19 protein-coding genes are annotated in these 23,343 nt (G+C 48.0%); 8 read left to right on the top strand and 11 right to left on the bottom strand.

Annotated elements, in window-relative coordinates:
- Window positions 1-11 precede the first annotated feature (11 nt).
- Genes HB364_RS12395 through HB364_RS12385 form a run of 3 tightly spaced genes read left to right on the top strand, consistent with a single transcriptional unit; the run spans window position 12 to window position 6,173 of the window.
- On the top strand, window positions 12-2,402 hold the full coding sequence (locus HB364_RS12395; protein WP_167288295.1) for a tail fiber domain-containing protein: 2,391 nt from the start codon (window positions 12-14) through the stop codon (window positions 2,400-2,402).
- 23 nt (window positions 2,403-2,425) lie between these two features.
- Window positions 2,426-3,499: a T9SS type A sorting domain-containing protein gene (locus tag HB364_RS12390; protein ID WP_167288294.1), complete on the top strand. Its 1,074-nt coding sequence runs from the start codon at window positions 2,426-2,428 to the stop codon at window positions 3,497-3,499.
- Between the two features lie 19 nt (window positions 3,500-3,518).
- On the top strand, window positions 3,519-6,173 hold the full coding sequence (locus tag HB364_RS12385) for a tail fiber domain-containing protein (RefSeq protein WP_167288293.1): 2,655 nt from the start codon (window positions 3,519-3,521) through the stop codon (window positions 6,171-6,173).
- A gap of 68 nt (window positions 6,174-6,241) precedes the next feature.
- Here HB364_RS12385 and HB364_RS12380 read toward each other — a convergent pair whose 3' ends face one another.
- The 4 genes from HB364_RS12380 to HB364_RS12365 form a co-directional block, all read right to left on the bottom strand.
- The gene (locus HB364_RS12380) at window positions 6,242-7,777 is read right to left on the bottom strand and encodes an FAD-dependent oxidoreductase (protein ID WP_167288292.1); all 1,536 of its coding nucleotides are present in this window, start codon (window positions 7,775-7,777) and stop codon (window positions 6,242-6,244) included.
- Window positions 7,778-7,861: 84 nt separating this feature from the next.
- Window positions 7,862-8,458: a DUF4142 domain-containing protein gene (locus HB364_RS12375; RefSeq protein ID WP_167288291.1), complete on the bottom strand. Its 597-nt coding sequence runs from the start codon at window positions 8,456-8,458 to the stop codon at window positions 7,862-7,864.
- A gap of 1 nt (window position 8,459) precedes the next feature.
- Window positions 8,460-8,951: a hypothetical protein gene (locus HB364_RS12370; protein ID WP_167288290.1), complete on the bottom strand. Its 492-nt coding sequence runs from the start codon at window positions 8,949-8,951 to the stop codon at window positions 8,460-8,462.
- 57 nt (window positions 8,952-9,008) lie between these two features.
- Entirely contained in the window at window positions 9,009-9,470 is a 462-nt protein-coding gene (locus HB364_RS12365; protein WP_167288289.1) for an Hsp20/alpha crystallin family protein, read from the bottom strand.
- 205 nt (window positions 9,471-9,675) lie between these two features.
- Here HB364_RS12365 and HB364_RS12360 point away from each other — a divergent pair, with 205 nt between their 5' ends.
- On the top strand, window positions 9,676-10,155 hold the full coding sequence (locus tag HB364_RS12360) for a ferritin-like domain-containing protein (RefSeq protein ID WP_167288288.1): 480 nt from the start codon (window positions 9,676-9,678) through the stop codon (window positions 10,153-10,155).
- Window positions 10,156-10,379: 224 nt separating this feature from the next.
- On the opposite strand, the gene HB364_RS12355 is transcribed toward HB364_RS12360, so the two are convergent.
- Window positions 10,380-10,526 carry a lmo0937 family membrane protein gene (locus HB364_RS12355; RefSeq protein ID WP_167288287.1) on the bottom strand — a complete coding sequence of 49 codons (147 nt, stop codon included), beginning with the start codon at window positions 10,524-10,526 and terminating at the stop codon, window positions 10,380-10,382.
- A 212-nt stretch (window positions 10,527-10,738) separates the two neighbouring features.
- Here HB364_RS12355 and HB364_RS12350 point away from each other — a divergent pair, with 212 nt between their 5' ends.
- Window positions 10,739-11,617 carry a YihY/virulence factor BrkB family protein gene (locus tag HB364_RS12350; RefSeq protein ID WP_246228477.1) on the top strand — a complete coding sequence of 293 codons (879 nt, stop codon included), beginning with the start codon at window positions 10,739-10,741 and terminating at the stop codon, window positions 11,615-11,617.
- Window positions 11,618-11,630: 13 nt separating this feature from the next.
- Complete coding sequence (locus tag HB364_RS12345; protein WP_167288285.1) at window positions 11,631-12,833, top strand: NAD(P)/FAD-dependent oxidoreductase; 1,203 nt, start codon at window positions 11,631-11,633, stop codon at window positions 12,831-12,833.
- A gap of 32 nt (window positions 12,834-12,865) precedes the next feature.
- On the opposite strand, the gene ligD is transcribed toward HB364_RS12345, so the two are convergent.
- The gene (ligD, locus tag HB364_RS12340; protein ID WP_167288284.1) at window positions 12,866-13,798 is read right to left on the bottom strand and encodes a non-homologous end-joining DNA ligase; all 933 of its coding nucleotides are present in this window, start codon (window positions 13,796-13,798) and stop codon (window positions 12,866-12,868) included.
- 119 nt (window positions 13,799-13,917) lie between these two features.
- On the bottom strand, window positions 13,918-14,691 hold the full coding sequence (ku, locus tag HB364_RS12335; protein WP_167288283.1) for a non-homologous end joining protein Ku: 774 nt from the start codon (window positions 14,689-14,691) through the stop codon (window positions 13,918-13,920).
- A 281-nt stretch (window positions 14,692-14,972) separates the two neighbouring features.
- Here ku and HB364_RS12330 point away from each other — a divergent pair, with 281 nt between their 5' ends.
- The gene (locus tag HB364_RS12330) at window positions 14,973-15,644 is read left to right on the top strand and encodes a porin family protein (protein ID WP_167288282.1); all 672 of its coding nucleotides are present in this window, start codon (window positions 14,973-14,975) and stop codon (window positions 15,642-15,644) included.
- A gap of 69 nt (window positions 15,645-15,713) precedes the next feature.
- Here HB364_RS12330 and HB364_RS12325 read toward each other — a convergent pair whose 3' ends face one another.
- Genes HB364_RS12325 through rpoN form a run of 4 tightly spaced genes read right to left on the bottom strand, consistent with a single transcriptional unit; the run spans window position 15,714 to window position 21,764 of the window.
- The gene (locus HB364_RS12325) at window positions 15,714-17,222 is read right to left on the bottom strand and encodes a hybrid sensor histidine kinase/response regulator (RefSeq protein WP_167288281.1); all 1,509 of its coding nucleotides are present in this window, start codon (window positions 17,220-17,222) and stop codon (window positions 15,714-15,716) included.
- Window positions 17,223-17,232: 10 nt separating this feature from the next.
- On the bottom strand, window positions 17,233-18,789 hold the full coding sequence (locus tag HB364_RS12320) for a sensor histidine kinase (protein WP_167288280.1): 1,557 nt from the start codon (window positions 18,787-18,789) through the stop codon (window positions 17,233-17,235).
- A 9-nt stretch (window positions 18,790-18,798) separates the two neighbouring features.
- The gene (locus tag HB364_RS12315; protein ID WP_167288279.1) at window positions 18,799-20,292 is read right to left on the bottom strand and encodes a sigma-54-dependent transcriptional regulator; all 1,494 of its coding nucleotides are present in this window, start codon (window positions 20,290-20,292) and stop codon (window positions 18,799-18,801) included.
- 59 nt (window positions 20,293-20,351) lie between these two features.
- Complete coding sequence (gene rpoN, locus HB364_RS12310; protein WP_167288278.1) at window positions 20,352-21,764, bottom strand: RNA polymerase factor sigma-54; 1,413 nt, start codon at window positions 21,762-21,764, stop codon at window positions 20,352-20,354.
- A 175-nt stretch (window positions 21,765-21,939) separates the two neighbouring features.
- On the opposite strand from rpoN, the gene HB364_RS12305 reads away from it, so the two are divergent.
- The gene (locus HB364_RS12305) at window positions 21,940-23,340 is read left to right on the top strand and encodes a sensor histidine kinase (RefSeq protein ID WP_167288277.1); all 1,401 of its coding nucleotides are present in this window, start codon (window positions 21,940-21,942) and stop codon (window positions 23,338-23,340) included.
- Window positions 23,341-23,343: the final 3 nt, after the last annotated feature.

Raw genomic sequence — 23,343 nt, 5'->3', positions numbered from 1 at the left:
ATAACTGGTCAATGAAAAAGGTATACCTCTTCACGATAATCTGGCTTATGCTGTTACAGCAGGGCCTGTCACAAAACCTTGCCATCAATGCAGACGGCTCATTACCCAACGCCAATGCCATACTGGATATTAAATCGGGCAATAAGGGAGTACTGATCCCCCGTATGAGCACCACAGCCCGTAAGCTCATCCCTCCCACACAGGGACTTCTGGTGTATGATACCACTACCCACTCCTTCTGGTACCATACCGGTGTGCAATGGCAAAGCATTGCCACATCGGCAGCAGCATTGGCCACCGCCGATGCCTGGCTGTTGAATGGCAACAGCGGTACCGACAGCACCCATTTTTTAGGCACCCTGGATAATGTTCCCCTGCGCATTCGCGTGAATAACCTGCCTTCCGGGTATATTCATCCCACTACTAATAATGTGGCCTGGGGGTATGTTGCCGGCAAGTCCATTACTACTGGTATTAATAATACTGCACTGGGCAATAAGTCGCTTGAAAATACCACCACCGGCTTTTCCAATACGGCCACCGGTTTTCTATCCTTGTTTTCCAATACAGAAGGTATAGCCAATACGGCGGTGGGCAAAGCCAGTTTGTACAACAACCTGAATGGGTTTCACAATACCGCTATTGGAGGTGATGCCCTGCATGATAATACCGGCGGTTATAATAATACCGGTATCGGTCATATATCCTTGTACCGCAATACCACCGGCAGGTGGAATACAGCTCTTGGTGCGGGCTCTCTTTACACCAATACTACAGGCGCCAGGAATACAACCGGCGGTTATCAGTCGCTTTACCAGAATACGACCGGATCGGAGCATGTAGTGTATGGATACCAGGCGCTGTATTCTAATACTACGGGGCATAACAGCACTGCCATCGGCTATCAGGCGCTGTATGCCAATACCACCGGGGAAGGCAATACCGCTACGGGTTACCAGGCATTGCAGGAAAACATACAGGGGGGATCCAATACAGCCAATGGCTACAAGGCATTGCAGCTCAATGGCAGTTTTGCCAATACCGCTATGGGATATGAAGCAATGTCGAACAATGGCGGCGCCGGCAATGTTGCCATTGGTCTTTTTGCCTTACAGCATGGCAATGGCAGTTACAATACCGGCATTGGTGCAAATACCTTGCAGCAAAACATTGGCGGGAACAATACAGCCGTGGGCGGTATGGCATTGCAGGCCAGTACGTTTGCTAATTACAATACGGCTGTTGGATACAGTAGTATGGTAGCCACTACGCAAGGCTCTTACAATACAGCGACTGGTACGTTTTCTTTAACCAACAATACGCTTGGCAGCAGTAATACCGCGGCAGGGTTCGCTGCATTAATAAGCAATACCACAGGCTCCGGCAATGTGGCAATAGGCAGGGAAACACTTAACTCCAATAGTACCGGCGGCAGTAATACAGCCGTAGGCGCCTATGCCATGCAACAAGGCAGTGGGAATAATAATGTAGCCATTGGCAGTCAGACACTGTCGAACAATACCAGTGATTCCAATACAGCCATTGGCAGTAATGCCATGATGGTGCATGAAACAGGGAAAGGAAATACGGCCGCCGGTGCATCTGCCCTTTTCAATAATATAAATGGTGAATACAACTCCGCTTTTGGCGCCAGCTCTATGGGCGTCGGTAGTTTCGGCAATTATAATACAGGCCATGGTTACCAGACATTAATATTCAATTTTGGAAATTATAATACAGCCATTGGCGCAAAGGCCATCTCTGGCAATAGCCTGGGAAGTTATAATACCGCTATCGGGTATGAGTCAGGCATATTATCTGCTTTTATTTCCAATTCCACCGCCATCGGCAATGGCGCTAAAGTGGATGCTTCCAACAAAGTACGCATTGGCAATGCAGCCGTTACCGTCATTGAAGGTCAGGTCCCTTTTACCACTCCTTCCGACGGGCGGTTTAAGTTCAAGGTACAGGATGATGTGAAGGGACTTGATTTTATCCTGCAACTGCATCCGGTGACCTACCAGTTTGATGTAAAACGATTTGATGCCCGCAACGGAGAATCCACTTTCACCAATATGCAAGCCTCTTACGACGAAGCCAGCCAGATCCGCCGCAGCGGGTTCATTGCCCAGGAAGTAGAAAAAGCGGCGAAGACCAGCGGATATGATTTTAGCGGCATTATTACGCCTAAAACAAGTAACGATCATTACAGCCTCAGCTATGATGCGTTTGTAGTGCCCCTGGTAAAAGGCATGCAGGAACAGCAGGCTATTATAGAACAACTGCAGGCAAAGATCACCCGGCTGGAAGAAAAAGCTGCCAATAACGACCAGGGCAGGAAGATAGCCCAGTTAGAAAAACAGGTAGCCGAACTGATCCAATTGTTGAAGACATCTAAATAAATTAATCATTCAATATTATTACAATGAGACCAATACAAATATGCTACAGCCTGCTCCTGCTTCTGTTATGCGGGGCATTGTGCGCCGGCGCGCAACAGGTAAGGGTATCACCGGGGCTCCATATAGTAGCCAGCGGTTCGCCCCAATTGGTATTCCACAACCTCGGATTTAGTAACAATGGTTATTTTAAAGCCGCCAACAGTACAGTGGTCTTTACCGATAGCACCAGCGCACTACCTGTTACTATTGGCGGCGCCAGTAAAACGTCCTTTCATCAGCTCACTATCCACCGGGATGTTCAATTGACCAATAACATACAGATTACCGGCAATATTGCCCTGCATAAGGGCAACCTGCAACTGGACCGCTATACGCTCGACCTGGGCAACTCGGGCAATATCACCGGGGAAAGCAATGAAAGCAGGATCATGGGAAAGCCCGGAGGCACTGTTACCAGGACAGCCGTACTGCAATCGCCCAATGGGGTCAACCCGGGCAATATCGGCGTATCCATCACCAGCACGGCCAACCTGGGCACCACCCTGATCACCCGTGGGCATGAATCGCCTTTGCACACTGCCGGAGCTGCCGCTACGGCACGGTATTTTGATATTGCGCCTGCCTTTAATCAAAACCTGGATGCCACCCTGCAGTTCCATTACCTGGATGCAGAGCTTTCCGGCAATGAAGCCGAGCTTACACTTTTCTCTTCTGATGGATATGGCTGGAAGGTAAGCGGCAAAGACAATAGCAATACTTCCTATAACTGGCTTACTAAAAATAGGCTTGGTCAATTGCATCGCTACACGCTGGCCGGCAGCAAGCCGCAAGGATTGAAAGGAAGCAGCACCAACACAGTGCAGGTATATCCCAATCCTGTGCGCGACAAGCTGACGGTGGTGCTACCTGTAAGCAGTAAGCAGGAGGTTGTATTGCTCCTGGTTGATCAGTCGGGCCAGGTAGTGGAGCGCAGAAAAGTGGTGTGCAGCGCAGGCACGAATACCATTGAATGGAATGTACAACGCTATGCTGCCGGCAATTATCACCTGGCTTTTGAAGGCATGGATGCCGGTGCTGTAAAAATCATTAAAGAATAAAGCCTAATATACTGATCGTATGAAAAAGAAATATTTGATGGCCATCGTCTTGTTAATGCTGCTGCAGCAGGGCTATGCCCAGAATCTTGCTATCAATGCAGATGGTTCACTGCCCAACGCCAATGCCATACTGGATATTAAATCGGGCAATAAAGGGGTGCTCATTCCCCGCATGAGTTCAGCAGCCCGCAAACTGATCCCGCCTACACAGGGCCTGCTGGTATATGATACCACTACCCACTCCTTCTGGTACCATACCGGTAGGCAATGGCAAAGTATGGCCACTTCAGCAGCAGCATTGGCGGCCACCGATGCCTGGCTGTTAAATGGCAACAGTGGCACCGATAGTGCTAATTTTTTAGGTACCCTTGATAATGTGCCTTTGCGCATCCGCGTCAACAACCTGCCTTCCGGGTACATTCACCCCGCCACGAATAATGTGGCCTGGGGACTTATTGCCGGCAAGTCCATGACTACCGGTAGTAACAATACTGCACTGGGTAATAAGGCGCTGGAGAACAATACCACCGGTTTTTCCAATACAGCCTCTGGTTTTCTATCCCTGTTCTCCAATACAGAAGGCGCTGCCAATACAGCGATGGGCCAGGCCAGCTTATACCATAACCTCACTGGTTTTCACAATACCGCCATTGGCGGCGACGCCCTGCATGATAATACAGGCGGCTATAACAATACCGGCATTGGTCATATCTCGCTGTACCGGAATACTACCGGCACGTGGAACACAGCCCTGGGCGCCGCATCGCTGTATACCAATACTACAGGGGTGATGAATACGGCGAATGGATATCAATCTCTTTACACTAATACCACGGGCAACCGCAATACTGCTTCCGGCTACCAGTCACTTTATCAAAATACTACAGGCTCTGAAAATGTAGTGTTGGGATACCAGGCGCTGCATTCGAATACCACCGGCAATGGCAGCACGGCTTTGGGATACGAGGCCTTGCGTGAAGATATCAGTGGCGAAGGCAATACAGCTACCGGCTATCAGTCATTGCGCTTCAACAGCGAGGGACAACGTAATACTGCCAATGGTTATAAATCTTTATACGCCAATACCGGGAGTGCGAATACAGCTATGGGATATGAAGCGCTTTATCATGGAGGATTCACCAGTACAGCCATGGGCTACCGGGCATTGTACAATGGCGGCGGCGAATGTACCGCCGTAGGAATAGAAGCCTTGCATTCCAATGGGGGCATGCACAATACGGCTGTGGGAGGATACGCATTACGCGAAAATACTACGGGCGCTTATAATACAGGCATAGGCTGGCAGTCATTAAACAACACGACTACCGGCATGCTTAATACGGCCATTGGCGCCATGACTTTAAGGTCCAATACCACCGGCAGTGAGAATACGGCAACCGGTTTTTTGGCCTTGGGATACAATGCATCAGGAAGCCATAATGTGAGTAGTGGTTTCCAGTCATTATACTCCAATATCACCGGATCGGATAATGTAGCCACCGGATACCAGGCGCTTTATTCCAATACGGCCAGTAATGGCAGTACCGCCATCGGTTACCAGGCTTTATACAGCAATGAAGGCGGTGAGGGAAATACAGGAACCGGCTACCGCGCCTTGTATGAAAACCAGGCAGGCGCTTATAATACCGCGAATGGCTTTGAAGCGCTGAGGGCCAATAAAGGGTATGTCAATACCGGCATTGGCTATCAGGCCCTTCATTATAATTTCCTGGGAAGTGCCAATACAGCCGTAGGTTACCAGGTACTGTATAATAATTATAACGGCACCAACAATACCGCCCTTGGCATTTGGGCCCTGCATAACAATACCAGTGGTTCCTACAACACCGCTGTAGGCCAGCATGCATTGGTCAATAGCACTTCTGCCCAATACAATACAGCCATTGGCACCGAATCCATGAATGCCAATGAAAATGGTTCTTTCAATACAGCTATTGGCATGGTGTCTTTGCGAACCAATACGTCGGGAGAAGAAAATACAGCCATAGGTTTTTGGGCATTACCCTGGAATTCCACAGGATCGCGTAATGTAGCGGTGGGTTATGAATCCCTTACCGGTAACACTACCGGCAGTAATAATACAGCCGTAGGTTATCGTGCGGGAGTGGCAGCAGGCTCTTCTTTCACCAATGCCACCGCCCTTGGTAATGGCGCTATCGTGGATGCCTCCAATAAAGTACGTATCGGCAATGCGGCCGTTACGGTGATTGAAGGACAGGTGCCCTTTACCACTCCTTCCGATATGCGCTTCAAGTTTGGTATACAGGAAGACGTAAAAGGACTTGATTTTATTATGCAGTTGCGACCGGTAAGCTACCATTTTGATGTGAAGCGGTTTGATGCGCTGCCGGCAACCGGCATTACCCCGGAAACCCAGGCAGCCTATGAGGCAGCCAGCCAGATCCGGCGCAGTGGTTTCCTGGCCCAGGAAGTAGAGCAGGCCGCTATGAATAGCGGATATGATTTCAGCGGAATTATAAAACCAAAAACAGATAAAGACCATTACAGCCTGAGCTATGATGCCTTTGTAGTACCCCTGGTGAAAGGCATGCAGGAACAACAGCAGTTGATTGAAGCGCAGAACAGGAAGATTGAAAAGCTGGAACAACAATTAGCGGAACTGATGAAAATATTGAAGACTGAACGGCAATAGTACGGTGAGTAGCGAATGGTGAGTGGACGTCTGTACAGACAACTTACTCACCACTCACCATTCACTTATTATATAATGGCTTTGCCTACTTTAATATCATACACCGCAAGGTTCTTGCGGGCCGGGCCGGTCAATACATCGCCTGTATAAGAAAAGCGGGAACCGTGGCAGGGACAATCCCAGGTTTTCTCTGCCCCATTCCATTGCACGGTGCATTTGATATGGGTACAGCCCGGATCAATAGCATATATTTTTCCCAGGGGGTCTTTATAAATCCCCATTTTCTTTCCTTCAAATTCTACTATGCGGGCTTCGTCCAATGCAATATCGGCCAGTTCATGCAGCTTCCCTTCCGGGAAGAGGCCACCTGCTAACTTACCCACCACATCAGCCGCTTCTTTTACAAAGTTGGCAAATCCTGCCACCGGCTTAATGCGATTGGGGTCCAGCAATTCTTCCCAGGGACTGGTTTCTTTCACCAGCATGTCATGCAAGATGATGGCAGAGAGGGTGCCATAGATCATACCATTACCACCAAAGCCCGTGGCTACATAGATGTTCCCCGGGTGTCCCGGTAAATGGCCAATATAGGGAAGTCCGTCTACGGGTTCAAAGTACTGCGATGACCATTTGTAGCCTACTTCCTGTACCTCAAAGAAACTCCTCACATGACTTTCCAGCCTGCGGAAACAGGCTTCTGTATTCTCCTCATGGCCTGTTTTATGGTCCTCGCCTCCCACAATAAGGTATTGTTTGCCGTTCACTTCCTGCGTACGGTAGTAATGATAGGGATCATTCATATCATAGGCTACTGCATCGGGGTATTCTCCATTCTTTAACTGCACCGCAATGGCGTAGCTGCGATAAGGAGCGCAACGGAAATGCAGGAGGTTCACACCCGGTGGTATATGGGTGGCGTAAATGAGTTGCCGGCATTTAATATTCCCTTTGGTAGTAATGACATCAATGGTCTCATTGTCGTCCGCGTGCAACATGCGGCAGTTTTGCAACAATATGCCGCCGGCGTCTTCAAATGCTTTTGCCAGGCCATAGAGGTACTGCAGGGGATTGAACTGGGCCTGGTTATCGAATAAAGCTACTTTCAGGTAAGGCACGGGCAATACAGAGGAAGTAACAAAACCGGTTTGCACACCGGCTTTTTGGGAAGCCGTTACAATCTCGTCCAGTTCAGCGCTTTGTTTTTCATTGACAGAGAACAGGTAACCCGGCAATTCCTTGTAGCTGCAATGAATGCCATAGGTTTCAATCTGTTGTTTGATAAGGGTGATGGCCTGTTTGGCGCCCGTGGCCATGAGGGTTGCATCTTCTGCAGAAAAATTCCTGGTAATCTGTGCATAAGACGAATCCATAAAGGTATTCAGGTGGGCAGTCGTACCACCGGTAGTACCAAAACCGATGTTATTGGCCTCTACCAGCACACATCGCTTACCCGATTGCTGTAAGAGCAAGGCTGTGCTCACCCCTGTGATGCCGCCGCCCACGATTACCACATCCTGCACCCCAACAGGAATATAAGTGGCCCGCGCCTTGTAATCGGGCAGGGATGATTGCCATATGCTTTGACAGGCTCCGTCTCGTTGCATATAATCTATTTATTTATTCTGTTATAAACTTAATGCCACAAAAAAGACGGCCTCCCGGCCGTCCTTTTACTCAAACTTCAATAGCTATTGAAGTTTGGTTCTGCATGTTTCCAATTGCTGCTGATGCGTTTTCATAACAGGCAGGGCGTCATCTGCCAGTTTCCTGATATCCTTGTTTTTGGCAGCGGCTGCTTCGGCTTCATAGCGGCTGATGGCTGCTTCATTCCGGGTCACCATTTTTTCAATCCATTGCCGGTCAAAAGCAGCACCAGACAGCTTTTCAAGCGCTTCCCGGCTGCCATCCGTAAATTTTTTCAGGCTATCACTGTCCGCCTTCCGCTGCTCCTGCTTTTGCCTCAGTAAAGAGGCATACAATTGCCGGTAATAACGGGCCATGGTTTGCGCTATTTCGTGCACGCTGGCATGGGTGGCTTTCTGAACGGCCAGATCGGTCAGGGCGATCGTTTCCCAGGCAGATTGGATAGCATTGTCCACAAAAGCCCTGTCTATTTGTAAAGTATCTGTTTCCACCAGTTGTTGCGGGAATTTGGTGCTGGGGTCCACATGCTCAGCTACCATTTGAGAATCGGCAGGCCGCTCATCGGATTGCCCGCCGCCGCCACAGGACACCCATCCTGCCAGGCTACACAGTAGGATCAATATAGAAAGAGAACGTTTCATGTTAGGTAATGATCTCATCCAGTATAAATGGTATTTTCTGGATATACATTTCATCATAATCCCATCCACTACCCGGTATTTTAAATAATTGCCACACATGTGTTTGCAACTTTACCAGGGTAAACATATACCGGCGGTTGGGTGCAAATATCTCATATACCAGGTACCCGGCCGTATTGTCGGCATGATACCCGAATTGAATATGCCTGCCACCATCTTCCTCCTCAAACCAGGTAACGTCCTTCCTGGCCCATTCAACGTAGTAGATGCTTTCTATTTTTTTACCGATCATATCTGCCAGGCTGGTGAACCCAATATCCTGCTCTACCCATCTTCCACTTTCCACATCGGCAAAGAAGATGTTTTCATACCCGTCCTCAAACCGTGCATGGAACATACAGTGAATCGGATGTACCATTTCGTTCAATTTTACCAACTGGCTCTGACCATCAACGTTTAGTTTTACGGCATGTTCCATAAAAGCAATGTTCATAGTGATTAATAAATTAGCTGGCCGCACCTTCTGAATACCTGGCCATAAGTTCATTTTTTAATTGATAATGATGGTTTCCTGGTACGCGGGGCCCTCCACCGGCAGCCGGCGTACCCCACCTTTGGTAAGGTGAATAAATAGTATGCCTTCCTCAAAACAGGCGGAAGCCTTGTCCACATCTTCGGGCAACAGGAAGCTGCGGGCAAAAGATTCAACAGCAAATTCTCTTTTGTAAAACCGTTGTACTTCTTCATATTGCGCAGGTACACAGGAAGCTCTGCCCTGGATGATCAGCGTATCATTTTCTATACTCACCTGAAGATCACTTTTCCGGTAACCGGGCAAAGCCAGCTCCAACCGGTAAGCGGTAGCTGTTTCCGCTATGTTGATGGCTGGTTTTGCAAGGGGCCTGCTTTCAGCATGCAGCTCTTCCTCAAGGTGGTCCATATCGGAAAAGCAACCGCAAAAAGTACGGACGATAGCGTGATCTTCTGCTTTTAAACTGATTAGTGTTTTCATACCGGCAAGTTGCATTTACTATATAGTTATAAAAATCTATGCCATCTGCGCCGCCGGGTATGTTGAGTTATCGCCATCATTTATAACCATCCGCCCAGGGTATCGAGGAAGTCCTTCTACAAATCAACAGGCGCCGCAGCGGGCAGGTTCAGTGGTATTGTTTTTTTGCATATTACCTCATCTGTAAACCATTAAAATGATTGTTATGCAACATAATAATGAAGAATTGGTTGAAGTATTAAATGACCTGATCCGCATCAACAATGACCGCATTGAAGGCTATGAAAAAGCAATGAATGAAACAAAGGACATAGACGCAGACCTGCGCACGTTGTTCCGCCGCATGGCCGATCAAAGCCGGCAAAATAAAGCTGAGTTAGTACAGGAAGTGCAAAAAAGGGGTGGCGGCGCCGATACGAAGAGCACCACCAACGCTGGCAAGATCTACCGTGCCTGGATGGGCGTAAAAGCAACTTTCTCCGGTAAAGACCGCAAATCCGTATTGGCAGCCTGTGAGTATGGAGAAGATGCAGCCCAGAAAGCTTACCAGCAAGCGACGGAATCTGAAGCTACGATGGATGCAGACGTTCGCCAATTGATCACCAAAGAGAAAGCATCACTGAAAGAATCGCATGATCTTATTAAAAGACACCGGGATATGCAAACAACAAAAACAACAAAATGATGACCCCGGTTTAAAAATAGTTTTTCATAAGGCACATTGGACTTTACAAGGGCTGGTTTCTACCGGCCTTTTTTGTTGGGTGCTGGTTACTGGTTGCTGGGTGCTGGTTAGTTGCTGGTTATTGGGTACTGGTTGCGGGCAGGAATAAAAAAATGAGATTGGTTCACTGTTGATGCTGAACCAATCTCATCGGGTCGTTGTGAGCCATGTTATCCTTTTTATCCTCAGGTACTCCTGATCAAACCGAGCAGCAGGGATATGATGGCTAAGATGATCAGGATATGAATAAGGCCAGAAGCGCTATATACAAAGAATCCCAATATCCACCCGATAACCAGTATTACTGCAATAAGATATAAGATGCTTCTCATGTTATTACGTTTTAATGTAACAGGTAAAAATATCAAGCCTGATCCGGCACTATAGGCACTTCACCCCAGTTTGTAGATAGTTTTCCCCACGCTGATGCTTTCTCCGGTATTTCATCCTGTATACATGCCTGTCTGCGCAGGGGCATGCTTATTTCTCCCGGTATTGCATGCGTTCAATACGTTCATTTTTCAGGATCCTGAAAAAAGCAGGTATGGCCTTTTTAGAAGACAATGCTTTCAAGCTAAGCGCTTCCCTGTCGTATTATACCATTTTCTCGATGGGCCCCATACTGATCATTGTTATATCCCTGGCCGGTATATTTTATGGCCGCGAGGCCGTTCAGGGAAGGGTGTATGGCCAGGTAAGTGGCTTTATTGGCAGTAAAGCGGCCATCCAGTTGCAGGAGATCATCAAGAATATTGAGCATTCCCAGTTTAAAACTACCGGCATCATTATCGGCGTGGTAATGTTGCTGTTTGGCGCCAGTGGTGTTTTTACAGAGATACAGGATTCGATCAACACCATCTGGTCGGTAAAAGCAAAACCGAAAAAAGGATGGCTGAAGTTTATCATCAACCGGCTATTGTCCTTTTCCCTCGTGGTTGGTCTGGGGTTCGTCATGCTGGTGTCTTTATTGATCAGCACGCTCCTGGATGTGCTGAGTGAACGGCTGTCCAGGTTATTTTCGGAAGACATTATTGTGCTGTTCTATATATTGAACCTGCTGATCGTGCTGGCGGTGATCACCACGCTCTTTGCTGTTATCTTTAAAGTGTTGCCCGATGCCGTTATCCATTGGCATGATGTGATGAAGGGCGCCCTCTTTACAGCCATCCTGTTCATGGGCGGTAAGTTCCTGATCAGTTTTTATATCAGCAGATCCAACGTGGGTATTACGTATGGTGCAGCCGCCACCATCGTGATTATTCTACTCTGGGTGTTTTATTCCTCCCTGATCCTGTATTTCGGGGCAGAATACACTAAATGTTATGCGGTAGAGGCCGGCAGTGGAATCCGGCCAAAGGAAACTGCCGTATTTGTAATAAAGCAGGAAGCCAAAGAGATCCCTCCCTCGTACCTCGATACATAAATTAGCATATACTATGGATCTCCGGTCAGACAAACCATATGCATTGTTACGACATGGGCTGGGCTATGTATATCCGTCCCTCCGCAAAAACCTGCAGGCTGATGTGGCCATTATCGGCGCAGGCATTACCGGTGCACTGGTAGGCTGGCACCTGATCCAAAAGGGCATACAGGCAGTAGTGATTGATCGCCGGCATGCGGGGATGGGCAGCACGGCCGCCAGCACTTCCCTGTTACAATATGAAATTGATACGCCCCTGCATAAGCTGATCGGATTGGTGGGAGAAAAGAATGCCGTGCTTAGTTACCTGCTTTGCCGGCAGTCCATTTATGACCTCCATGATATCTGCAAACAGTTACCCACCAAACCTTCTTTTTTACTGAGGCCCAGCTTCCAGTTCGCTTCTTATAACAACAGCGTGAAAGACCTGGAACGGGAATACGGGCTGCGCAAGCGAGCAGGATTCAACCTGCAGTTGCTATCGGCGCCTGATATTAAGCAACGATTTGGGTTCAATAAACCGGCCGGCCTGTTATCGGCCGACGGGGGACTGGTAGAAGCGTATGAGCTTACCCATGCCCTGCTGAAACATGGTCAGGATAAAGGCATGCTGGTGTATGATAACACGATGGTGACCAATATTGATTATGAAGGGAAGGGCGTAGTGCTCCAAACAGAATGGGGCTATACGGTGGAAGCCAAACAGCTCATCATCGCCTGCGGTTATGAATCCCAGCAATACCTGCCCAAAAAGATAGAAAGGTTGCATTCCACCTATACCATTATCAGTGAGCCCTTGTACGCCACCGAGTTCTGGTACGAGAATGCGTTGATATGGGAAACCGCCAATCCCTATTTGTATATGCGTGCATCCCCCGATCAACGCATTGTGGTAGGTGGCAAGGACGATCTTTTTTATAATCCCGCCCGGCGCGACGCCAACCTGCCCAGAAAATCCAAACAACTGGAACATTCTTTCTGCCGCTTATTCCCGCATATCCCTTTTCGCACTGATTTTGCCTGGGCAGGTACTTTTGCCAGTACCCGGGATGGGTTGCCCTATATAGGCAGTATACCCGAACGGCCAAATACCTGGTTTGCCCTGGGGTTTGGAGGCAATGGCATCACGTTCAGCGTGATTGCCGCCCAGCTCATCAGGGATATGTTATCAGGGAAAAAGAACACCAATAACCAACTCTTTAGTTTCAACCGGTAGCCGCCTGCTCCGAAGGAGTCCTTTGGACCGGCTCAATATCCCAGGTTCTTCAGGCAGCCTTTCAGGTTATTGCCATTTCTGAGTACCATGTAAAATACATCGCCCAGTTTCTTTACCCGCTCTTCTATATTATAGATGGTAAATTGGGAAGGATGCAGCCCGCTTTTTACTTCTTTCCATACTAAAGGGGCCGATACGGTTGCTCCCGGCACCGGGCGTAAGCTATAAGCTGAGGCCAGTGTTTGCCCTTTGGAATTTTGCAGATAATCAACGTAGATCTTATTACCACGCTTGCGCAAAGACCTTTCCAGCGTGGTGATGCCAGGCAATTGTTCCTGCACCAGGGTGGCCACAATGTGGGCAAACTCCCTGGCCACTTCATAGGTATAACGGGCATTGAGCGGCACATACACATGCAATCCCGTAGCGCCGGAAGTTTTGCAAAAACTCACCGCCCCTGCCCTGTTCAGCACTTCCTGCACCGCCTGGGCTACAGATACCACCTGGTCAAACGTGTTCTTTTCAGAAGGGTCAATATCTATCATCAGGTAAGTGGGCTTGTCTGGTGTACGCACAGTAGAGTTCCAGGGATTCATTTCAATACAGCCCAGGTTGGCCAGGTAGATCAGCGTTGCTTTATCATTGCATACAATGTAGTTGACTACTTTCTGGGAAGATTCCGCATACTCGTCAAACGATTTTATCCAGGCAGGGCCTTCATCTGCCGCATCTTTGTGATAAAACCCTTTGTCGGTAATCCCATTGGGATTCCTTTTCAGGGATAAAGGCCGGTCTTTCAGGTAAGGCAGGATGTGATCGGCCATGGTATTGTAGTAGGCGATGACATCCCCCTTGGTGATCTTTTCCTGGGGAAAGTATATTTTGGAAAGGTTGGTAAGGCACAGGGAACGGCGGTTGATCCTTACCAGGGTTTCCTTCGCTGGTGATTCTTTGACGACCATCATGCTTTAATTTAATATCAATAAACTATTACCTTCTTCGCGGCTCAGTTATCGAAACAAACGAATAATTAATAATCAGTAATCAATAATCAACCCTCGTTGCCTCAATGCCTCGCTGCCTTTTAAGACGCTCTGCGTTTTTTAGTTTCCAGGCTGGCTTTGAGTTGAGACATCAGGTCTTTGGCCCTTGAATGAACAACCTTCATGTGCGGTGCAGCCACCTTCTTACCTTTTGCTTTGGCCCTGATGAGCTTCATGAGCTTATCAGAATAGGTATCCTTGTAAGCAGAGATATCAAATTTTTCCGTCAGTTGTTCAATCAGTGATAAAGCCATTTTCAGCTCACCAGGCTTGCTGGTGAGTTTAGGAATATTGAGAGGGCCGATATCCCGGATCTCTTCCTCGAAACGGATCTTTTGTACTACAAGCGCGGCTGCTGTTGCCCGGATGAGGCAGAGGCTTTCTTTGCTGCGCAGTACAAAACTGCCCAGCCCTGCCTTGCCTGTTTTATGCAGCGCACTCCATAATAAGGCGTAGGCGCGGGCGCCTGATTTATCGGGTTCAATGTAATAAGGTGTTTCATACAGCATGGCATCAATTTCCGCTTCTTCCACAAAAGCCATGATGTCAATGCTCTTCGTTTTTTCCGGCATGGCCTTTTGAAAATCGTCGTCGGTAAGTACCACGTAATGTCCATCCAGGTTATAGGCTTTTACTATATTGGCCCAGGCCACTACTTTACCGGTCCGTTCATTAATACGCTGGAATTTAATATTGGCCTGGTCCTTCTTGTCCAGCATGTCCAGGTCAAGACTACTTTCCTGTACGGCACTGTATAGTTTAACCGGTATGTTCACCAGCCCAAAGCCGATGGAACCACTCCAGATTGCACGCATAGTAAATGGTTTTATCAAAATAGGTATAAAAATCCTGCCCTGCCATATCGCCTGCTTTATCCTGAAAGCATTAATTGTTACCCCGCAATGCCTGTCAACTGGCTATAATCGGCTACTATTCAATTACCTCTGTAGATAAGGGTACACAATCACACCTTTTACCACCGCAATTCCACAAGGCAAAAACCGGGGAATATGAATTGAGCAGGTATCCCTGAGCCGCATTAATGACAGGCAACCAGACAATGAAAACAAAAAATACAGTACTAAAAATGAAAACAATGAGAACCACGATTTGCAGCTTACGTAAACTCTTCCTGCCGGCCATGCTTATCTGCTTTATAACAGCAGCCACGGCCCAGGAACAAAAAACTTCCACAGAGAGTACTTTACAGCCTAAGATAGGTTTCAAAGGAGGCATCAACCTCAGCAATTTATATGTTGATGATGTGGAAGATGAGAACATGAAGGTGGGTTTAAACGTAGGTATGTTTGCCAAGTTCCCGGTCACCAATGGTTTTTCCATTCAACCCGAAGTGTTGTATAGCAGCAAAGGCGCTAAGCTGCGTTACAACAATATTTTTGGAGAAGGGGAATACCGCTTTAACCTGAATTATGTAGAAGTGCCCGTATTGGCCGTATTTAACCTGGGGAAGAATTTCAACATTCAGGCAGGTGGTTATGCGGCTTACCTCGCCTCTGCCAATATTAAAAGGCTCGATACCGAAAGCGGCGATGTAGATCATATTGCAGACTTAAACACCGACAATTTCAAACGGTTTGATTATGGCCTGGTAGGTGGTGTTGGAATTGATATACAGCATTTCACCATCGGCGCCCGGTACAATTATGGCCTGAATGAAATTGGTGACGACGATGACGGTATTACCGGAGCGGCCACCAAAAATTCGAAGAACAGCGCCTTCACTTTTTATATTGGCGTAGGATTCTGACGGTTCAATAGGATCCTCAAAAGCAAAGATGACCTGCGTATTACTACCAGGTCATTTTTTTATTTATGCTCAGGATGACAATTTCTTCTCTGCCGCATCTCCTGCAGTAGAGCCCCCGCCTTGCGGGAAAGGCTCCCTGGATTTATGCCTGAACATGATCACAAAGCTGGTACCCACGCCCATGACAGAATGTACATCTACCTGTGCATGGTGCGCCTGCAATATATTGAGCGTGGCGGCCAGGCCAAGGCCAAGCCCATTCCTTTTAGAGGTAAAATAAGGTTCAAAAAGCCGTTGCAGGTTCTCTTCCGAGATACCTGTTCCGTTGTCGGTAATGCGTACTTCACAGGCATGGGGATGATTGATCACGACCACTTCCAGCCGGCCTTGCTCCTCCTCCATGGCTTCCACCGCATTGATGATGATATTGAGAAAGGCAATTTTGAGTTTGTCTTTATCAGCCGGTATAAATAAGATATGCTCCGGGTAGCGGATCTGCAGTTTGATGTTCTTCAGCACAATCCTGTCCATGGCTGCCGTGATGCTTTCATCCAGTATGTCCTGCAGGGAAGTATTTTGCAGGATCATATCGGAAGGCCGGGCTGTATCCAGCAGTTCTGAAATGATGGCGCCGATGCGTTTGGCATTGCGCTGAATGATACCAAAATAATTAAGCTGTGCTTCTGAGATATCGCTGGTACGCAGGTGATCGAGCGAGAGATGGATATTGGTCAGCGGGTTCCTGATCTCATGCGCCAGGGTGCGGGCCAGCCGGCCGGTGGCGGCCAGCTTTTCGGCCATGAGTACCGATTTCTCTGCTTTACGCAAGCCCGTAATATCGTGCAAAATGCCCTGTACATAGTGCGTACCATCAGGCCGTTCAATAATGGTGGCGGAAAAAATACAGGTGCGTTCTTCCCCGTTCTTGTTCAGCAGGTCGGTTTCCACATCATCCACTTCCCCGGTTTTTATTAATTCCCGTAATGACTCAGCCTCCTTTTCTTCCGGCATCAGATCATAAAAGGTCATATTGGATAACTCTTCTGCCGTATACCCCAGCAGACTGGAAGTGGCCATGTTTACAGTAATGAACTGCAGGGAGGTATCTGCCAGGAAGATGGCATCTTTGGAGCGCTCAAAGATATTACGGTATTTAAGCTCATTATCCCGCAAGGCTTTCAGCGACCGCGCTTTCTCCATGGAATAACGGATACACCGCTCCATCTTTTCAACGGTCAGCTCCGGTTTGGTAAGGTAGTCAGCGGCCCCTACACGCATGGCTTCTATATCCAACGCATGATTGCCCTTACCGGTGAGCAGGATCATCGGGGCTTCGCAATCCCGTTCCACCGCTTCCCGCAACAGGTCAAGACCGGTTTTGGCGCCCAGGAAATAATCGATGAAATAAAGGTCGTACCGCTTATGGCAAATATGGTCCAGCGCTTCAGTATACTTGTAACACCAGTGCACAATAAAGTTGCCGCCGCTAATGTCTTTAATAACGCTGTCGGTGATAAAGAAGTCATCTTCATCATCATCTACAATCAGAATACGTATCGGCTCGGCGGTAATAAACATCAGATAAAGTTTACAATGCCTGGGTCTCAGGCAGGATAATGGAGAAAGTAGAGCCATGTCCGGGTGTGCTGGAAGCCATGATCAACCCCTTATGATTATCGGTGATCTTGCGGCAAATGGCCAGTCCCAGGCCCGAGCCAGGGTATTCTGCTTTGCCATGCAGGCGCTGAAATAACTGGAAGATCTTTTCCCGGTAGGTTTCCTCAAAGCCAATACCGTTGTCAGTCACCATGATCTTGTAATACAAATTACCATTGCGCAACTTGAGCTTATCCTTTTCTGTTTTGGTCAGTCTTTCACTTTTGATACTGATCATGGGTACGGTATCCTTGCGGCGGAATTTAAACGCATTACTGAGCAGGTTATTGAAAAGCTGTTTGATCTGCGGTTCTATCATTTCTACAGAAGGCAGGTCCTGCACCAGTACCTCCGTTTTAGGATCTTCTCCATCAAAGTCATGGTCCTGCAATACTTCCTGTACAATCTCATTCAGGTCCTTCCGTTCAAAAAGGTTCTGGGCGCGGGTAACCCTGGAAAACTCCAGCAGGTTATCGATCAGGATGCGCATATTCTCTGCCGAAGCCATCATACGGCCAAGGTATTGGGTACCTTCTTCCGACAATTGATCGGCACACTTATTTTTTAACCGCTCCCCAAAAGTGGTCAGCTTACGCAGGGGCTCCTGCAGGTCATGCGAAGCCACATAAGCAAACTCTTCCAACTCCTGGTTAGAGCGGTTCAGCGCCTGTACTTTTATTTCCAGCTCTTGTTCATATTCCTTGAGCCTGGTCACATCCCTTACCGTGCCCAGTATTTTAGCCGGCTTACCCTGCTGGTCTTTCAGCACTTTACCAAATACTTCTACCGATTTCAACGCCCCCTCCCTGGTAATAAGCGTAGACTGCCGCACATAGGTTTCACCGGTGGTTAACACCTCCTGTATGGCATTATTGGCTTTTTTTACCTCTTCCGGCTGCATGTGCAGGCGGTAAAATTCAAACAGGTCTATTTCATGTTTTTTGTCCTGTGCCCCATATCCCAGCAACTGGAACATACCGTCGGACCAGGTCATTTTATTGGTGGCCAGTTCCAGCTCCCAGTTGCCGACATTGAGAAACTCTTCCTTCTGCCCCATAACACGTTTATAATGCATGAGGTCATGCAGCATCTGCGTTTTTTCTGTTACATCCCGGTTGATAGCTACCCCTTTCACCACTTCTCCCTGATTGTCCAGCACAAACTTCATTTTAATATTAATGATGCGTTGCTGGTGCTGATGGGTAGTAATGCGATAAGTGTATTCAAAAGGAGTTTTCGTGGCAATGGCATTGCTACGTATATGCCGCAGTTCTTCTGCATCGGAAGGGTGCACATGCGACAGGTAGAATTCATCGGATAACTGGGGGGCGGTTTCTCTGTCATATCCCATAATGCGGAACATGCCTTCGGACCAGGATATTTTATCGGTAGCCACATCCCACTGCCAGGTACCAAATTGCAACAACTCCTCCGTATCATTAAACAGCTCCTGGAGCTTACTTATATGGCTGCTTTCTTCAACGATCATGGTTTTGCTTTAGCGGTTATTCAACTCCTGATACAACTTAATTTTATTATACAATGTTTTCCGGTCTATATTCAGCAACCGGGCCGCTTTACTCTTATTGAAATTCGTTTCCTTAAGTGCTTTCAGGATCATTTCGTATTCAAGGTCAATAGAAGCCTCCTTGAGGCTGTTTTCACTGAATGGCCTCCTGGCAGCAGGAGCGGTAGCCATGGTTTCCCGCACAGGCAGGGCAGTGGTAACAGGTTCTGCTACCATTTCATTATTGTGCTCAAATAACAGCTTATGGTAATTGCTGATCTCAAATGGCAGACTGCGGTCTTCCACATAATCACCATCGGTAAGCAGGGCCGCCCTTTTTACCACATTCTTGAGCTCGCGCAGGTTACCATGCCATACATAGTTCTTAAAGATCTCTTCCACTTCGGGCGAAAAACCCCTGATCCTTTTATGCAGGCTTTCATTGGCTTTATGCAGGAAGTGACGGGCAAATACCATAATGTCTTCCCGGCGCTGCCGTAAGGGCGGCACTTCAATGGTAAACTCATTGAAGCGATGGAAAAGGTCTTCCCGGAATTTTCCCTTCTGGGCAGAATCCCACAGCTTTTCATTACTGGCAATCAGGATCCGTACGTCGAGGGGAATGTCTTTGGTGCCGCCTACCCTGCGCATTTTTCTTTCCTGGATCACCCGCAGTAAGGACACCTGTATCTCGTAAGAGAGGTTGGCAATTTCATCGAGGAAGATGGTGCCGCCATTGGCCAGTTCAAAACTGCCGGCCTTCTGGTTGATGGCGCCGGTGAATGCCCCCTTTTCATGGCCAAACAATTCGCTGCCGGCCAGTTCTTTGGAAAGTGCCCCGCAGTCAATAGCGATAAAAGGGTAATTACTGCGCTTGCTGCGTTTGTGGATCTCCTGGGCAATGGCTTCCTTGCCGCTGCCGCTTTCCCCATAAATGATCACACTGTAATCCGTTGGCCCCACCAGGATGATCTGGTCCATGATCTGCTGGAATACAGCGCTGGTGCCAAAGATGTAATCGCCGTTGGCCGTAAAGGATTTCTTTTTGTCATTGTGGTTATCCACTGCAGAAACACCGTTGCCGGAGCTACGTACAGCGGGGGCGACAGGCGGCGGTGTGGCAGTGGTATTCAGCGCGGCCTGTATCGTATTCAATATCTCTTCCGGGAACAAAGGTTTGGTGACATAGTCATAAGCGCCCATCTTCATAACGTCCACAGCCGTCTTCAGGTCGTTATAGCCCGTAATGATGATCACCGGCAGGGAAGGATACTTCTCCTTAATTTTCAGTAGCATGGTTTTGCCATCCACCCCTTCCAGCCTGTAATCGCACAATACCAGGTCGAAGTCGGTTACTTGCTCCAGCAGTTCCAGCGCTTTCTTTGCCGTGTAAGATTCATGGGTCTCATAACCATGCTTGGTAAGAAACTTATTCATCAGGAAGCAGATATCGCGATCGTCATCAATCACTAATATTTTAGGCATATATATGGGTTTAACGTTGGTGGTGTTTAATCGATTTTTTTTAACGTTATCAATAGGGTTTACCGCCACAGGGCCCGCATCTGGGCGGTTGGAATCCTTAATAGTTCCCGGTATTTGGCCACTGTTCTGCGGGCGATCTTATAGCCTTTCCTGGCCAGTACCACCACCAGTTGGTGGTCGGTGAAAGGTGATTTTTTATCTTCCGCGGCAATCGCTTCTTCCAGCGCAAACTGGATGATGCGGTTACTGATGACTTCTCCTTCCACATTGGGCATACCTTCTGAAAACAGGTCTTTCAGCAGGATATTACCAAAAGGCGTTGCAGCGTACTTATTACTGGTAATGCGTGATACCGTAGAAATATCAACGCCTATTTCCTGGGCAATGTTCTTTAAGATCATGGGCCGTAATAAGAGGTGATCGCCTTCCTTGAAAAACTCATACTGCCATTTTACGATGGTCTTCATGATCTTCAGCATAGTACTCTCCCGTTGTTGTATGGCCGATACAAACCATTCTGCCGCCTGCAGCTTGCTCTTCATGTATTGCTCCGCCGCTTTATCCTTTTTAGCGCACTGGCTTTTTACCGTTTCCATCCAGGCATGGTTGATGTGCAGGGAGGCAGAACGTTGCCGGGCCAGTGATACCTCAATATTGTCTCCTTCTACCGTAATAATGAAATCGGGAATAATATAGTTCTTGGCTACCGGCTCTTCCAGGCGTGTGTTAATGGGCTGCAATTGCAGGGAGGCTACCAGTTCCAATACGATCCTGAACTCATCTTCATCCAGCCGCAGGCTTTCCCGTACTTTTTCCAGTTGGCGGTTCTTGAGATCGGTATAATGGTCCCGGATCAGTTTAAGGGCGGCCGCCACGTCGGGCCTTGCCGTATTCATCCGCTCCAGTTGTAACAATAAGCATTCCCGTATATCCCGGGCGCCTACACCCGGCGGGTCCAGGCTCTGGATCGTTTTTAACAGGCCTTCCAGGGCGGGTCCCTCTATCCACTCGCCGTATTTGAACGACATGTCTTCTGCCAGGCCAGGCAGGTCCTGCTCCAGCATACCGTTCTCATTCAGGGAATCAATGATGTAACAGGCGCGTGAAAACTCCTGTTCCTCCAATAAGAGCAGGCGGCACTGCTCCTTCAGTTGCTGCCGGAAATCAGCCGTTTGCACCAGCGGGCGCTCCGGAATGTCCTCTCCTGAAAAATAATTGGCATACTCTGTCTTGTAATCCGGGATATCGTCATAACCAAATTCTTCCCAGTCGGCAAAGTCCTGTACAGCTTCTTTTTCATCTTTTGCCACGCTGTCATCGTTTTTGGTCTCCTCCAGCAAAGGATTTTCTTCAATCTCCTGCTCAATACGATGTTCCAGCTCCAGCGTGTTGAGGTGGAATAGGTTCAACAGTTGGATCTGTTGAGGCAATATGCGCACCTGCTGTTTCTGTGTAAGGTGTTGATGGATCATGTTGAAAAGATTTGTAGGTAGTATACTACAAGCCTTACTCCAAAAAATAATTTTTGATCAAAAACTGCGTAAATGCTGTATTTTACTGTCTCCTGGCAATTTTTTGCCCCCTTTACCCCGCCTGACAACTCCACCAAACTGTAGAACAAATTACACAATTTGAGGAACATCGTCTATGAAATTCAGGTTTCAATATATCTATGCGCTTTTTATTCTGTCCTTCGGTATACTCACCGCATTATCAGTGCTTTTTTACAAACGCTTAATGGATGCTGCCCAGGTATCGAATGAAGTAGAACACAATTATGAAACCATGTTCCTGCTGAGTGAAGTGGATTCCTATTTAAAGGACGCTATTAACAGTGAACAGGGGTTTATGCTTACCCGCGACAGCTCGTACCTGTCCCCTGCCCTTGATCAAATAACCAGGATCCCCGGCATTATAGAGCGTCTCCGGAAGTCGCCTCTTACCAGCAACGATCAGCGGGTAAACCTCATCAGGCTGCAGACCCTGGTGGCCGACCGGTTGAGGTTACTGAAGACGAATATTTCCAAAGCCGCGCTGAAGATAGATGAAGACAATTTACCGCACCGGCTGCTGGAAGCCAAAGTAGTGATGACCGACTACCGGCAGTTGTATGATAAATTGCAGGAAACAGAGGAACGCACCAAGACAGCGCGTGATTCGCTGAAGGAAAGCGGCCAGCGTAATACCCCCAATTTCCTGTATGCCACCTTTGTTTTTGCCGCGGCCTGCCTCATCATTTCCTTTTTCTTCATTATCCGTGAGCTCAGGAAAAGGCTCGAATTCCAGCTACAACTACAACAACAGGTAGGTAGCCTTAACCGCGCCAATGCCGAACTGGAACAATTGACCAATATTGCCTCCCATCACCTGCAGGAACCACTGCGGAAGATCCAGACCTTCTCCAACCAGGTAACCACCCGTTATAAACAACTGCCGGAAGAAGTGAATATGCTGTTGGGCAAAATGGATACGGCCGCCCGGCACATGCATGGCCTTACCCGGGATATGGTCAAATATTCGAGCCTTATCAATACACAGGAAACACTCATGCAGGTAGACCTGAATTATGTATTGCTGAAAGTAGCGGAAAATATGGATGAGAAACTGACGCTCAAACAGGGTAAGCTGATCATCACCAATACCCTTCCCGTTATTAAAGGGATCCCCTCCCAACTGGCGATCTTATTTGAACAGTTGATCGATAACTCCATCAAGTTTTCCCGTAAGGAGGTGGCGCCTGTTATCACCATTACCCATGAAGCCATTACCGGCAATAAGATCAGCAATAAGATACTGTCTGTTTTCGGCGGCACGATGTATTACAAGATCAGCATTGCTGATAACGGCATGGGCTTCGACAATAAGTATGTAGACAAGATGTTCTACCTCTTCCAGAAGTTGGAAGCCCAGCCGGGCTTTTACCAAAGCAAAGGCATCGGTTTGCCCATGGTACAGCGTATCATGATCAACCACGGTGGCAATGTGGTAGCCATGGGCACTGCAGGAGAAGGCGCCGTGTTTCAATTGTATTTTCCCGTACCTGATTAAGCT

Source organism: Paraflavitalea devenefica, assembly GCF_011759375.1.
Taxonomy (GTDB): Bacteria; Bacteroidota; Bacteroidia; order Chitinophagales; family Chitinophagaceae; genus Paraflavitalea; species Paraflavitalea devenefica.
The sequence above is the reverse complement of the archived record's forward strand: the minus strand, read 5'-3'. Positions and strand labels throughout refer to the sequence as shown.

Excerpts from the sequence above, each read along its gene's own strand:
- HB364_RS12305 (WP_167288277.1), top strand. The coding sequence starts at position 21,940 with ATGAAATTCAGGTTTCAATATATCTATGCGCTTTTTATTCTGTCCTTC.
- HB364_RS12370 (WP_167288290.1), bottom strand. The coding sequence starts at position 8,951 with ATGAACATTGCTTTTATGGAACATGCCGTAAAACTAAACGTTGATGGT.
- HB364_RS12390 (WP_167288294.1), top strand. The coding sequence starts at position 2,426 with ATGAGACCAATACAAATATGCTACAGCCTGCTCCTGCTTCTGTTATGC.
- HB364_RS12325 (WP_167288281.1), bottom strand. The coding sequence starts at position 17,222 with ATGTTTATTACCGCCGAGCCGATACGTATTCTGATTGTAGATGATGAT.
- HB364_RS12350 (WP_246228477.1), top strand. The coding sequence starts at position 10,739 with ATGGCCTTTTTAGAAGACAATGCTTTCAAGCTAAGCGCTTCCCTGTCG.
- HB364_RS12380 (WP_167288292.1), bottom strand. The coding sequence starts at position 7,777 with ATGCAACGAGACGGAGCCTGTCAAAGCATATGGCAATCATCCCTGCCC.
- HB364_RS12315 (WP_167288279.1), bottom strand. The coding sequence starts at position 20,292 with ATGCCTAAAATATTAGTGATTGATGACGATCGCGATATCTGCTTCCTG.
- HB364_RS12355 (WP_167288287.1), bottom strand. The coding sequence starts at position 10,526 with ATGAGAAGCATCTTATATCTTATTGCAGTAATACTGGTTATCGGGTGG.
- HB364_RS12365 (WP_167288289.1), bottom strand. The coding sequence starts at position 9,470 with ATGAAAACACTAATCAGTTTAAAAGCAGAAGATCACGCTATCGTCCGT.
- ku (WP_167288283.1), bottom strand. The coding sequence starts at position 14,691 with ATGCGTGCAATCTGGAGTGGTTCCATCGGCTTTGGGCTGGTGAACATA.
- HB364_RS12320 (WP_167288280.1), bottom strand. The coding sequence starts at position 18,789 with ATGATCGTTGAAGAAAGCAGCCATATAAGTAAGCTCCAGGAGCTGTTT.
- HB364_RS12360 (WP_167288288.1), top strand. The coding sequence starts at position 9,676 with ATGCAACATAATAATGAAGAATTGGTTGAAGTATTAAATGACCTGATC.
- HB364_RS12330 (WP_167288282.1), top strand. The coding sequence starts at position 14,973 with ATGAGAACCACGATTTGCAGCTTACGTAAACTCTTCCTGCCGGCCATG.
- HB364_RS12345 (WP_167288285.1), top strand. The coding sequence starts at position 11,631 with ATGGATCTCCGGTCAGACAAACCATATGCATTGTTACGACATGGGCTG.
- rpoN (WP_167288278.1), bottom strand. The coding sequence starts at position 21,764 with ATGATCCATCAACACCTTACACAGAAACAGCAGGTGCGCATATTGCCT.
- HB364_RS12395 (WP_167288295.1), top strand. The coding sequence starts at position 12 with ATGAAAAAGGTATACCTCTTCACGATAATCTGGCTTATGCTGTTACAG.
- HB364_RS12385 (WP_167288293.1), top strand. The coding sequence starts at position 3,519 with ATGAAAAAGAAATATTTGATGGCCATCGTCTTGTTAATGCTGCTGCAG.
- ligD (WP_167288284.1), bottom strand. The coding sequence starts at position 13,798 with ATGATGGTCGTCAAAGAATCACCAGCGAAGGAAACCCTGGTAAGGATC.
- HB364_RS12375 (WP_167288291.1), bottom strand. The coding sequence starts at position 8,458 with ATGAAACGTTCTCTTTCTATATTGATCCTACTGTGTAGCCTGGCAGGA.